Source organism: Clostridium sp. TJA020 (assembly GCF_058310295.1).
Genome location: NZ_JBZEFC010000005.1, coordinates 98918 through 111944 on the forward strand (window position 1 = coordinate 98918; position 13027 = coordinate 111944).

12 protein-coding genes are annotated in these 13027 nt (G+C 27.8%); 1 reads left to right on the top strand and 11 read right to left on the bottom strand.

Annotated elements, in window-relative coordinates; translation table 11 throughout:
- Positions 1 to 77: 77 nt before the first annotated feature.
- From AC4FQ1_RS09330 to murI, 6 genes are all read right to left on the bottom strand, one after another.
- Positions 78 to 755, bottom strand: a complete 678-nt coding sequence (locus AC4FQ1_RS09330) for a helix-turn-helix domain-containing protein (protein WP_303127306.1) — start codon at positions 753 to 755, stop codon at positions 78 to 80.
- Between the two features lie 6 nt (positions 756 to 761).
- Positions 762 to 1130, bottom strand: a complete 369-nt coding sequence (locus AC4FQ1_RS09335; protein WP_491149238.1) for a DUF3783 domain-containing protein — start codon at positions 1128 to 1130, stop codon at positions 762 to 764.
- 12 nt (positions 1131 to 1142) lie between these two features.
- Positions 1143 to 1667, bottom strand: a complete 525-nt coding sequence (locus AC4FQ1_RS09340; RefSeq protein ID WP_303127302.1) for a peptidylprolyl isomerase — start codon at positions 1665 to 1667, stop codon at positions 1143 to 1145.
- 141 nt (positions 1668 to 1808) lie between these two features.
- On the bottom strand, positions 1809 to 2453 hold the full coding sequence (locus AC4FQ1_RS09345) for a DedA family protein (RefSeq protein WP_303127300.1): 645 nt from the start codon (positions 2451 to 2453) through the stop codon (positions 1809 to 1811).
- A gap of 197 nt (positions 2454 to 2650) precedes the next feature.
- Positions 2651 to 2923, bottom strand: a complete 273-nt coding sequence (locus AC4FQ1_RS09350; protein WP_303127298.1) for an STAS-like domain-containing protein — start codon at positions 2921 to 2923, stop codon at positions 2651 to 2653.
- 233 nt (positions 2924 to 3156) lie between these two features.
- Positions 3157 to 3930, bottom strand: coding sequence for a glutamate racemase (gene murI / locus AC4FQ1_RS09355; protein WP_303127296.1), 774 nt, complete (start codon positions 3928 to 3930; stop codon positions 3157 to 3159).
- 255 nt (positions 3931 to 4185) lie between these two features.
- Between murI and AC4FQ1_RS09360 the strand changes: the two genes are divergently transcribed.
- Entirely contained in the window at positions 4186 to 6087 is a 1902-nt protein-coding gene (locus AC4FQ1_RS09360) for a type I glutamate--ammonia ligase (RefSeq protein WP_491169534.1), read from the top strand.
- A gap of 85 nt (positions 6088 to 6172) precedes the next feature.
- Here the strand turns inward: AC4FQ1_RS09360 and AC4FQ1_RS09365 are convergent, their stop codons facing one another.
- From AC4FQ1_RS09365 to AC4FQ1_RS09385, 5 genes are all read right to left on the bottom strand, one after another.
- Positions 6173 to 6415: a hypothetical protein gene (locus AC4FQ1_RS09365; protein ID WP_303127292.1), complete on the bottom strand. Its 243-nt coding sequence runs from the start codon at positions 6413 to 6415 to the stop codon at positions 6173 to 6175.
- A gap of 234 nt (positions 6416 to 6649) precedes the next feature.
- A complete protein-coding gene (gene carB / locus AC4FQ1_RS09370; RefSeq protein ID WP_491169535.1) occupies positions 6650 to 9865 on the bottom strand; it encodes a carbamoyl-phosphate synthase large subunit in 3216 nt (1071 codons plus the stop codon).
- 23 nt (positions 9866 to 9888) lie between these two features.
- Complete coding sequence (carA, locus tag AC4FQ1_RS09375) at positions 9889 to 10938, bottom strand: glutamine-hydrolyzing carbamoyl-phosphate synthase small subunit (protein ID WP_491149245.1); 1050 nt, start codon at positions 10936 to 10938, stop codon at positions 9889 to 9891.
- 345 nt (positions 10939 to 11283) lie between these two features.
- The gene (locus AC4FQ1_RS09380; RefSeq protein WP_491169536.1) at positions 11284 to 12087 is read right to left on the bottom strand and encodes an HAD family hydrolase; all 804 of its coding nucleotides are present in this window, start codon (positions 12085 to 12087) and stop codon (positions 11284 to 11286) included.
- 11 nt (positions 12088 to 12098) lie between these two features.
- The gene (locus AC4FQ1_RS09385; RefSeq protein ID WP_491149249.1) at positions 12099 to 12875 is read right to left on the bottom strand and encodes an SDR family NAD(P)-dependent oxidoreductase; all 777 of its coding nucleotides are present in this window, start codon (positions 12873 to 12875) and stop codon (positions 12099 to 12101) included.
- Positions 12876 to 13027: the final 152 nt, after the last annotated feature.

Genomic DNA, 13027 nt, shown 5'->3' on the forward strand with positions numbered 1-13027 from the left:
TTATTTATATAATTAGTATAATATGGACTTACTATGTTTTTTGATATAAAAAAAGTGCATCTATAATAGATGCACTTTTAAAGTTTTATTTCTATTTTATCTAATTTCGCTATTAACTTCATGTTTTTAAATTCAACAGTTTCAGTCATTAGTCCACTTCTATTACTCATTAATAAAGCTTTTGCATTATCTAATTTTTTTATTTCCCTAATTTTTGTTGAGCCTTTATAATGAACTAAATAAAAACCATTTTGACTAAACTCTGTAACTAAATGTCCAAATACCAAATCACCTTTTGCCATTCTAAATCCACTCATATCGTCATCTTGAATTTCAATATAGATAACTTTATCTTGAGGATATCCTTCAATTTTATTAGAGTGTATTGGTAATTCCTTATATCCTTTTGCATTATTTAAAGAATAATCATATATCGGAACATTTTTTAGAACAGATGAAAATGCATTTTCCCATACTGCATCAGACTTATTATCTTTTTTAAAACTTGGTTTTATATCTTTAGCAAGTTTCTTTTCATTCATTAAATCTTCATCTGTAACTACCATATTTACATCATTTAAATCTACATTTAAAACTTTAGCCGCTTTATTTATTAAACTCTCTTGAGCAATTCTACGACCAAGTTCTATTTCATTTATAAATTTCTCTGAAACACCAAGCTTTTTAGCTAATACTTTTTGAGGCATATTAACTTTAAGTCTAGCTTCTTTTATCTTATTCCCAACTCTACTCAAAACTTATTACACTCCTCTTTTGTTCTGACTCTTATACCATTCTCTTTCCTCTATAAGATGGCTTAATAAATATTTAAATGACCAGTTACGTGACATTGGAGTTACTACTGCAAGTACCCCGCCTTGAACAGAACTTCTTACTTTCTTCACCAAAACTTGAACTTCCTTATCTGAAAATCCACTAAATAATATAGCTTTCTCATCAGGTAATTCTGTTTCTTCAATAATTTCTTCAACTACTTTTCCTGAAGCTATTTCATGTATTTTTAATTCTACCATTTCTGGCTTTATTTCTATTATTTTAGCTAATGGTTTTAATGAATTTATTTCTTCTTCTGATAAGCCATGTACTAATAAAGCTTTACTTTTTACCATTTAGCTCACCTCTTAATCTTCTAATATTTGTGGTTCTTTAGCTTTATAATCCCCTAAATCTACTGTAACCTTCTTTATCTTTTGATCTTCTCTTGGTCTATCCATACGATCTCTTGGAGCTTTAACTATTTCATCAGCAACTTCAATTCCTTCAATTACTTTACCAAATGAAGCATATTGTCCATCTAAGTGTGGAGCATCAGCAACCATTATAAAGAATTGACTACCAGCTGAATCTGGGTGCATAGCTCTTGCCATTGATAAAACTCCTCTATGGTGTTTTAATTCATTTTTGAATCCGTTTCTTGTAAACTCTCCTTTAATTGAATATCCTGGACCACCCATTCCTGTTCCTTCTGGACATCCTCCTTGAATCATGAATCCTGGAATTACTCTGTGAAATATTAACCCATCATAGAATCCCATATTTATTAAATGTATAAAATTATCAACTGTATTTTCTGCTACCTCTGGATATAATTCTGCTTTTATAACTTTCCCATTTTCCATTTCAATTGTAACTATTGGATTTTTCATAATAAATTCTCCTTTCAAAATTAAACTATTATCTATTATTATCCAAATACTTCATATAAATTCATATAAAAATAATAGATAATAAATATTATAAGGAAATTATATATCATTTAATCTTATTAAACAAATTATTGTTTAACCCTAATTATTGCTTGCTACTTTTCCTTTTATAGCGGTAATTATAATTGGTACAATTGAAATTATTACTATAAATATAAATATCATTGAAAAATTGCTTTTTATAAATGATATATTACCAAAAAAGTACCCAAGCATAGATACTATAAATACCCATACTATTCCACCAATTGCATTATAAGATATAAACTTTTTATATTTCATAGAACCAATTCCAGCAACAAATGGTGCAAAAGTACGAACAATCGGAATAAATCTTGCAAGTACTAAAGTTTTTCCACCATACTTATCATAATAAGAATTAGTTTTTTCTATATGCTCTTTCTTTATAAACTTAGAATCTCCTTTTAAAAGCAATTTGCTACCTAAGTATTTACCTATATTATAGTTTAAAGTATCACCTATTATTGCAGCAAATGATAACAAAATTAATAAAACTCCTAAATTTAATACTCCACTTGCCGCAAAGGCTGCTGATGCAAATATTAAAGAGTCACCTGGTAAAAATGGAGTAACAACTAACCCTGTTTCAATTAAAATTATAAAGAACAATATAGCATAAACCCATATACCATAGTTCATAATAAATATGTTTAAATATTTATCTAAATGAAGTATAAAGCTTATTATTTCACTTATAATACTCATTTTATCACTCCTAATAATATAATAAATTTTTATTTATTATTATAATTCAAACATGTTAATAATGAATTAATTTTAAATGATAACTTTATTAGTTTTTTCATTATAATTTTTTATAAAAAATAAGAAGTTACTATCTTTATTTAAAAAGACTATAACTTCTTATGATTATAAAAATTCATATTATTTTACTCCATTTATTAATTTAAAAATGTTGTTCCCATTACTACTCTTGAAAAATCATTATAGTTTGTTAAGTTCTTAACATTAATAGCGTTAAAAATTGTTTCTCTTCCATTTCTATTTATTAATTCACTAAAAAGACAAGTTAAGAATGTACTTGGTACTCTATCTAGTCCTTCAAAGTCTAAAACTACTTCTTCATTTAAATTATTTTTTATTTGTTCCCTTAGTACTATAGCATCTTCAACAGCAAAATTTTCTCCTAAAAACTCTCTAACATTTATAATCATATAAATCACCTCATAAATTAATTCTTATATATAAACACTTTAAATTTTATTTGTTTTTCAAATTTTCTGACAATTCATTTTACAATTATAATATACCAAGTTCATTTTTATTTGTCAACTATTTAACAAACTTTTTTAAAAAATTTTTCTCTCTTAATTAATTATATGATTAAAAATTAAATATGTTTCATATTAATAAAAAATAATAGTACTAAATTTAGTACTATTATTTTTTAAGATTTCAATAATCTTTCACTCAATTTTATTATTTCATTATCTTCTAATGAATTATAGAAAGTTATACTTCCCCTTTCAGTTGAATCATTTATTAAATCCTTTAAACCCATCCTTCTTCTAAGTTCTCTCACTGTACCTTCCCCTCCATCTATTATAGGAACATCTTTCCCGACTATTTCTATTAAACGCTCTTTTATAAATGGATAATGTGTACAGCCAAGAACTATTGCAGCTATATCTTTATCTTTATAGTCTTTAAATTTATCTCTAAGATAATTTTTAAGTTCTAAACTATCTAAATCTCCACGTTCTACAAATTCCATTAATCCCCCACAAGGCATAGGAGTTATATTCGCCTCATTTTTATAGCCTTCTAAAAGTCTTTGGAATTTTCTATGTGTTAATGTAAATGGAGTTGCCATAATTATTATATCTCCATCTTTATGTAATTCAACTGCAGGTTTTACAGCTGGTTCTATTCCTACTATAGGTAAATCTTTATATACTCTCCTAAGTTCAGCAACAGCTGCGCTAGTTGCTGTATTACAAGCCACAGCTAAAGCCTTTATTCCTTTACTTAATAGAAATTCAACCGCATTAAAAGTTAAATCTCTAACCTCTTTCATATCCTTTGTTCCATAGGGAGCATTTTTAGAATCTCCAAAATATATGTAATTTTCATTTGGCATAAGTTTTATAGCTTCTTTTAATACACTTAAACCTCCAACTCCTGAATCAAAAAATCCTATTGGCAATTGTTTTTTATCCAAAGCCTAATCACTCCACTCTTTATAAACTAATATACTTCATATTCTATAACTTTAATAAAAATAAATCTATATGTACATAAATATTTTTATTTTCATTTATTGACTATAAATATATCTTGTAGTAAAATTTTTCTAAGATTTTAATTCCGAACATTTAACGAAATGTTCATAATTTCATTCGACTTAACTGTAGAAAGGATGTGACTTATTTCTAGATATAATTTTAAATATAGCATAATATCTAGAATATATATTATGATTGACAATTTAATTTACACACTACCAAAAGAAACACATAATAAAAATAGTATAAAAGAAATATTAACAGAAAATCCACAAATCAAATTTGTATCCTTAGTTGGAATTGATTTATCAGGAAATGATACTGACGAAAAAATACCAGTATCTCTTTTTTTAGACGATATTGATTCCTTCCTAAATGGCGTTGCAGTTCAAACTGACGGTTCTTCAGTAGTACTACCTAACATAGCTACTCTAAATAACGCTAAAGTCGATATGATTGCTGATCTAGATTGTAATTGGTTCATTGACTATAATTATGATAATATAGACCCTTCAACTAACAAACCTGTCGGAACACTTAGAATTCCTTGTTTCTTATATCATGATAATAAACCTGTTGACTCAAGATTTATACTTAAATCCTCTGTTGAAACCTTCCAAAAGAATTTATTAGAAGAATTTAATAAAAATCCAAATCTTTTAGCTACTTATAATATAAGTATTGATGACTTAGAAGATATAAATTTAACTTCTGCTACAGAATTAGAATTTTGGGTTAAAACACCTAATGATGTTGCTTTAATAGAAGAATTATCAACATCTCAAGTTTTACAAGAACAATATTGGACAAGAACTAAAGGTAGTGTAAGAACTGCTTTAGAACAAACTTTAGATTTAATGGATAAATATGGATTTGAACCAGAAATGGGTCATAAGGAAGTTGGAGGAGTTAGAGCAAAACTTGATAGCTCAGGTAACTTTAATCATATAATGGAACAGCTTGAAGTTGATTGGAAATTCTCATCTGCATTACAAGCTGCTGATAACGAACTTTTTATTAGAGTTTTAATACAAGAAACATTTAGAAGAAATGGTCTTGATGTTACATTTATGGCAAAGCCTATTGACGGTGTAGCTGGATCAGGTATGCATACTCACTTAGGAGTTAGTGCCAAATTAAAAGATGGAAGAAGAATTAACTTATTCCATATGGGAAAAGAACACTTCTTAAGCGAAATAGGATATGGAGCTATAATGGGTATTCTTAAAAATTATGAAGTTATGAATCCATTTATATCTTCAACTAATAATTCATTAAAAAGATTAAAACCTGGATTTGAAGCACCTATTTGTACTGTTACTTCTTTAGGCGCAGCACCTGATAATCCATCAAGAAATAGAACTATACTTGTTGGATTAATAAGAGATTTAGATAAGCCTATGGCTACTAGGTTCGAGCTTAGATCTCCAAATCCACATTCAAATACATATCTTACTATCGCTATTTCATATATGGCTATGCTAGATGGTATTTTATATGCATCAGAATCAAAAAAATCAAAAGATGAGTTATTAGCTGAACTTTCAAAGAAGCCTGGTGAAGATGCAACTTACCTAGAGAAATCTAGAGCCTATAGAACTGAAGAAGATGTGTTTGAAGATTTTACTGAAGAAGAAAGAATAAGCTATTTTGGAAAAGCACCTGCAACTGTAGTTGAAAATGTAATGCAACTTGATAGTAATAAAGAAAAAATAAATGCATTAAAAAGAAATCCAGCACTTACTGATCAAATTATTGATAGCTTTAAAATTGCAGCTTTGAATAGATGGTCAACTGAAATAGAACATAGAGTTATAATTAACTATATGAAAGAAATAAGAGAAACTAAGGCTCTTCATGCAGCTGAAAAAGCTCTTGATTTAGATATTACAAGATGGACTGAAATAAATAAATTAAGACACCACTTAATGAAAGATACTTATAACGAGAAATGCTTATTTACTCAAATCAAAGAAGCATTTAAAAATTCTAATTTTGAATTAGCATCAGAACTATATTTAGAAATTGAAAGTAAAATGAGTACTTTAAGAGATCTTTATTCTTCATATGAAAAAAATCTATTAGATATTTAATTATCAATTATAAATATATAATATTAAAATGAAGAATAGATATTAAATATCTATTCTTCATTATTTATATAAATTAACGCTTATTTTAGTTATACATAATAGCTTTATGTCTCGTGTTCTTAAAAGTGCTACTATTTACTATCTCCTCGGCTTCTTTGAAATCTTTTGCTTTAAATACTATTGTCCATCCATTTTTGTCGCATTTTCCAGCACACATTAAATATTTTTTTGATTCTCCAAAATTACCTTGTCTATCTATAATAAGACTTCTAACTTCACCAATATTTTTGTAATTTAATTTTACAAAAACGCTTGAATCTGATTTCATAAATAACACTCCTTTTATACGAACACACGTTTGATTATATTTTATCGAACAGAGGTTCGCATGTCAACATATTTTTTTCTTATGTTAACAATATATGTTTTATTTAATTATATATTCCTAATTATTTTTTTATTTTTATAGCAAAAACTTTGTCGATTAAAATATCTATATGTCATATAAAAAAAATGCTATACAAATACAATTTGCATAGCACCTTAAATTTTATTAATATTTTTATATTTCAGCTATATTAAAAACCTCTAAATCATTCCTCCTATTTAATTTTTCTTTTCTTACATTTATCATAGCCCTTAATGTATCTAAAGCTGTTATAACTCCAATATTTCTCTCTACAGCAGCCCTTCTTATTAAGAATCCATCCCTTTTTGAATCATTTCCCTTTGTTGGTGTGTTTATTACTAAATCAACTTCTTTATTCTTTACTACATCTAATATATTTGGATTTTCTTCATTGATTTTTCTTACTTCTTCAGCTTCAATTCCATTATCTTTTAATAATTTACATGTTCCTTTTGTTGCTACGAATTTATATCCGAGTTTTGAAAGTTCTATTGCCATTGGTAAAAATTCTTTCTTATCATGTTTCTTAATTGTTGCAAGTATTTTTCCGTTATCAATATTGCTTAACATACCAGCAGCAACAAATCCTTTATATAAAGCTTCTTTTATATTTCTTCCAATTCCTAAGACTTCCCCTGTTGATTTCATTTCAGGTCCTAAAGATACTTCAACATTTGGAAGTTTTTGAGTTGAGAATACTGGAACCTTAACTGATACAAGATTTGGCTCTTTATATACATCTACTCCATATCCTAAATCTTTAATTTTATATCCAAGCATTGCCTTTGTTGCAAGGTCTACTATTGGTACTCCAGAAACCTTACTTATATAAGGAACAGTTCTTGAAGCTCTTGGATTAACTTCTATTACATAAAGATTTCCTTCAAACTCTATAAATTGAATGTTTATCATACCTTTTATTCCTATTGAAGTTGCAAGTTTCTTTGTATATTCTAATACTTTATCTTTTATTTCTTTACTTATATTTTGACTTGGATACATTGTGACACTGTCACCTGAATGAACTCCTGCTCTCTCTAAGTGTTCCATTATTCCTGGTATTAATATATCACAACCATCTGATATAGCATCAACTTCTATTTCTCTACCCATTAAATATTTATCTATAAGAATTGGATTTTTTGTATCTTTTTTAAAAGCATTTGTTAAGTAGTATGTTAATTCTTCCTCATCATGAGTTATTTCCATACCTTGACCACCAAGTACATATGAAGGTCTAACAAGTACTGGGAATCCAAGAATTTTCGCTTCATTTAAACCTTCTTGAACTGACCATACACCCTTTCCTTTTGGTCTAGCTACACCAAGTTCTTCTAATAGCTCATCAAATTTTTCTCTATCTTCTGCCATATCAATTTGATCTGCTGTTGTACCAAGTGCTGGTATATTTTTTTCTTTTAAGAAATTTGCAAGTTTAATAGCTGTTTGTCCTCCAAATTGAAGAATTACTCCATCTGGATTTTCTTTTTCAACTATATTTAATACATCTTCTTCTGTTAATGGTTCAAAGTATAATTTATCTGATATATCAAAATCTGTACTTACTGTTTCTGGATTATTATTCACTATTATTGTTTCTATTCCCATGTTCTTTAATGACTTAACACAATGAACTGAAGCATAGTCAAATTCAACACCTTGTCCTATTCTAATTGGTCCTGATCCTATTACTATAACCTTCTTTTTATCCTTTGTTACTTTAACCTCGTCATATTGTTCATAAGTTGAATAATAATATGGTGATAGTGCTTCAAACTCTCCAGCACAAGTATCAACCATTTTATATGCCGGTTTAATGTTCCATATATTTCTTAATTTATATACTTCTTCTGGACTAACATTTAAGAAGTCTGCAATTGCTTTATCTGAGAATCCTTTTTTCTTTAATGTTAATAACCAATCTTTGTTTAAATCTTCAATTTTACTTAACTTTAATCTTTGTTCTTCATCTACTATCCATTTTATTTTTTCTATAAAGAACTTGTCCATTCCTGTTATATGGCATACCATATCAATTCTATAATCTCTTCTAAGCATTTCTGCTAATGCAAAGATTCTTTCATCATCTGGAACCATTACTCTTTCTTTAAGTTCTTGCATACTTAAATCTCTAAACTTCTTGTAATCTAATGAATATCTTCCGATTTCTAAACTTCTTATGCCTTTTAAGAAAGCTTGCTCAAAATTTGCCCCTATTGCCATTATTTCACCAGTTGCCATCATCTTTGTTCCAAGAGCTCTATCAGCTCCAAAAAATTTATCAAATGGCCATTTTGGTATTTTGCAAACTACATAATCTAATGAAGGCTCAAAGCATGCGTACGTCTTCTGAGTTACTGCATTTTTTATTTCATCCAATCCATATCCAAGTGCTATTTTTGTAGCAAGCTTTGCTATTGGATATCCTGTTGCTTTTGAAGCAAGAGCTGATGATCTTGAAACTCTAGGATTTATTTCTATTACTGCATATTCAAAACTTTCTGGATTTAAAGCAAATTGTACATTACAACCACCTTCAATTCCTACTGCGTTTATTATATTAATTGATGCAGTTCTAAGCATTTGATATTCCTTATCTGATAATGTTTGTGATGGTGCTACAACTATACTATCTCCTGTATGTATTCCTACTGGATCTATATTTTCCATATTACATACAGTTATACAGTTTCCGTATGAATCTCTCATTACTTCATACTCAACTTCTTTCCATCCTTTAACTGACTTTTCTAAAAGAACCTGTCCTATAGTACTTAATTGAAGACCTGATTGTAATATTTCTATAAGTTCCGCTTCATTTTCAGCAATTCCCCCACCTGTTCCTCCAAGTGTATATGCAGGTCTTACTATAACTGGATATCCTATTTTATTTGCAAATGAAATTCCAGCATCTAAGTCAGTTACAATTTCACTTTGTATAACTGGCTCATTTATTCTGTTCATCATATCTCTAAATAACTCTCTATCTTCTCCTTCTTTTATTGATTCGATAGATGTACCTATTACTCTTACGTTATATTTATCTAAAATTCCAGCATCATAAAGCTCTACTGCAAGATTTAACCCAGTTTGTCCCCCCATTCCTGCAAGTAAACTATCTGGTCTTTCTTTTTCTATTACTTTTTCAACAAACTCTAATGTAAGTGGCTCTAAATAAACCTTATCTGCAACTTCTTTATCTGTCATTATTGTTGCAGGATTTGAATTTATTAAAACTACTTCTATTCCTTCTTCCTTTAACGCTTGGCAAGCTTGAGTTCCTGAATAGTCAAACTCAGCTGCTTGTCCTATAATAATCGGTCCTGATCCTATAACTAAAACTTTTTTAATATCTTTATTTAATGGCATAACTTCAATCCTCCTAAAGTATCTTATAGTGCATAATTTAAAAATCTATCAAATATATATTCTGAATCCTTAGGGCCAGCTGATGCCTCAGGATGGAATTGAACTGAATATATTGGCATAACTTTATGCTTCATTCCTTCTACTGTTTCATCATTTATATTTACATGAGTTACTTCTACATCCTTTGGAATGTTATTTACGTAATAACCATGATTTTGTGATGTTATATGTACTTTTCCTGTTTCTAAGTCTTTTACTGGATGATTTCCACCTCTATGTCCAAACTTTAATTTAGCTGTCTTCCCGCCTAAACTTAATGCTAAAAGTTGATGACCAAGACATATTCCTACTACCGGCTTCTTTCCTATAATATTTTTTATAGTTTCTATTTCTCCCTTTAAATCTTCCGGATCTCCAGGTCCATTTGATAAAAATACTAAGTCAGGATTTACACTAAGTACTTCATCTGATGATACATTTGATGGGAATACCGTTAACTTACATCCTCTCTTTTTAAAACATCTAAGAATATTAGTTTTTATACCATAGTCGATTACAGCTACGTGCTTTCCTGTACCCTCAATTTCATATTTTTCTTTAGTACTTACAATATGTACTGCCTCTTTATTTGAAAAACCCTCAATTTTACCCTTAACGTCTTCTAATTTAGAATCATCTAATACAATAATTCCTCTCATTGTTCCATTGCTTCTTAGAATTTTAGTTAATGCTCTTGTATCTATACCTTCAAGACCAATAATTTTATTTTGTCTTAAATAATCATCTAATGTTAATTCGCATCTAAAATTATTAGGTATGTCACATTTTTCTCTAACTATAAATCCACTCACTTGTGGCTTGTTTGATTCCATATCCTCTAAATTTATTCCGTAGTTTCCTATTAAAGGATAAGTCATAGTTACTATTTGTCCATGATATGATGGATCTGTTAAAACCTCTTGATAGCCAGTCATTCCTGTAGTAAATACTACTTCTCCAACATTTTCTTTAAGATATCCGAAGGCTTTTCCTTCAAAAATTACTCCATTTTCTAATATAAGCTTTGCTTTCATGCTTAGCCCTCCTCAAAAATTTAAGTTACTTGCTAAAAATACACTTTAAAGATAAATTTAAATTTTTGCATAACAAAAAGGACAATAAAGAGACCAAATTACTTTAAATTGAAATTGCTCTCCCTATTGCCCTGGTATATTCATTCTTATTTAAATTTAACTTATTAAACAAAGCTATAATATTTCCATTAAATAATAGCATAGTTCTATACTCCTTTCTGGCCTCACGGGACCAATTTAAAGTGTACTTTAACTTTTCTAAATTTATTCTTTTTTTACTATTTTAGTTTATATAAATTTCCATGTCAAGAAATTTAAAAATTTAATTATCATTATGATAATTAATTACTTTATATTATTTTCAATCCATTCTACTATAAATTTAATAGGATTATCATTGTTGCTTGGAGCTTTATACTTAACCTTATCTAATAATTTTTTATTTCCGTTTTTAACTATAAAACCATAGTCTGCATTTTCTAAAAACTCTTTATCATTCATATTATCTCCAACAGTTATAACCTTTAAATCATTGAGTTTATATTCATTTATTAAATCATTTAAAGCCTGTCCTTTTGAAGTATATTTTGGTACAATTTCAAGAAACCTTTCTCCACTTCTTATAGGTATTTCACTATCATATTTTGTAAAGTTTGCTTCAAGTTCATCCAATATACCTTCTTCACCAACAACTAATACTTTAGTCCACTTTGCATTCCAAATACTATCATCTATATCATATATTACTTTATATCCTTTTCCAGTAAATCTTTTTGTATATTTACATTCTTTAAATATATATATTTTTTCTTCAGAATAAACTTCAATTCCTATTTCTTTATTTTCCTGAAGTAATTTATTTATAACTACTTTTCTTTCTTCTTCTAAAAAATACTCCTTAATTACCTTTTCACTTGTATAATCATAAACTTTACTTCCATTATAAAGTATTATGGGCAAACTTAAATCAAGCTCTCTTGCAAACCTATCAGCTGATTCTAGCATTCTACCAGTTGCTATAGTAAATAAACCTCCATTTTCTTTAAAATACTTTATAGCATTTTTATCATCATCTGATATTTTTCTTTTATCATTTAATAAAGTTCCATCCATATCTGAAACTAAAAGATACCCTTCAAAAATCCCCATATTTTACACTCCTACTTATTTGTATTAAATATTATTTTTCTTATTATACTCCTTGGAAAAAACTTTGTAGCTATAATCATAACTTTATTTTTAAAACCTGGAATTATAATGTCTTTCTTTTTTTTATAGCCATTATACCCACACTTTGCTACTATTTCTGCATCCATTAAATATTTTCTTGCTTTTTCAGACTTAATAATTCCAGCATTTTTTTGAAAAGATGTTTTTACAGGTCCAGGACAAAGACAACTTACTGTTACTCCAAACTCTTTTGCTTCTTCATATAAAGCTTCAGATAAAGTCAGTACATATGCTTTTGAAGAATAATATGTGCTCATTTTTGGTCCCCCAATAAATGCTGCAGTTGATGCAACATTTAATATTCCACCATCATTCATTTTTTTTAATTTAGGTAAAAAATATTTTATAAGTTTAGTTAATGCTATAATATTTATATTTATAAGGTTTAAATCTTTTTTCTCATCTATTTCGTCAAAATAACCAAAACTTCCGACTCCAGCATTATTAACTAAGTTATCCACAATTAAATTTTTTTCTTCCACAAAATTTATAATTTTTTCAACGGAGTTATCCACACTTATATCTAAATCTAATATTTCCACAAATATTTTATATTTATTTTCTAAAAACTCTTTAACTTCAATAAGTTCATTAACATTTCTTGCAACAATGATTAAATTGTTACTATCCCTTGCAAATAATTTTGCAAGTTCAAATCCAATCCCCTTAGTCCCACCAGTTATTAAAGTGTAATTATCCTTTACCATATAATATCCTTTCCATAATTAGTTTTTATATTTTCTTTATTTATAAATTATACATTCTTTTTATACAATATCAACGAAATAGCTGACTTAAAAATTTATTTTAGGAAAAATATTGCAATTTATATTTTTTAATATTATACTTATACCTAGAT

What these genes read in the sequence shown, in the direction of transcription:
- AC4FQ1_RS09335 (WP_491149238.1), bottom strand. Translation starts at nt 1,130, where the DNA reads ATGGTAAAAAGTAAAGCTTTATTAGTACATGGCTTATCAGAAGAAGAA.
- AC4FQ1_RS09340 (WP_303127302.1), bottom strand. Translation starts at nt 1,667, where the DNA reads ATGAAAAATCCAATAGTTACAATTGAAATGGAAAATGGGAAAGTTATA.
- AC4FQ1_RS09345 (WP_303127300.1), bottom strand. Translation starts at nt 2,453, where the DNA reads ATGAGTATTATAAGTGAAATAATAAGCTTTATACTTCATTTAGATAAA.
- AC4FQ1_RS09350 (WP_303127298.1), bottom strand. Translation starts at nt 2,923, where the DNA reads ATGATTATAAATGTTAGAGAGTTTTTAGGAGAAAATTTTGCTGTTGAA.
- AC4FQ1_RS09360 (WP_491169534.1), top strand. Translation starts at nt 4,186, where the DNA reads ATGATTGACAATTTAATTTACACACTACCAAAAGAAACACATAATAAA.
- AC4FQ1_RS09365 (WP_303127292.1), bottom strand. Translation starts at nt 6,415, where the DNA reads ATGAAATCAGATTCAAGCGTTTTTGTAAAATTAAATTACAAAAATATT.
- carB (WP_491169535.1), bottom strand. Translation starts at nt 9,865, where the DNA reads ATGCCATTAAATAAAGATATTAAAAAAGTTTTAGTTATAGGATCAGGA.
- carA (WP_491149245.1), bottom strand. Translation starts at nt 10,938, where the DNA reads ATGAAAGCAAAGCTTATATTAGAAAATGGAGTAATTTTTGAAGGAAAA.
- AC4FQ1_RS09380 (WP_491169536.1), bottom strand. Translation starts at nt 12,087, where the DNA reads ATGGGGATTTTTGAAGGGTATCTTTTAGTTTCAGATATGGATGGAACT.
- AC4FQ1_RS09385 (WP_491149249.1), bottom strand. Translation starts at nt 12,875, where the DNA reads ATGGTAAAGGATAATTACACTTTAATAACTGGTGGGACTAAGGGGATT.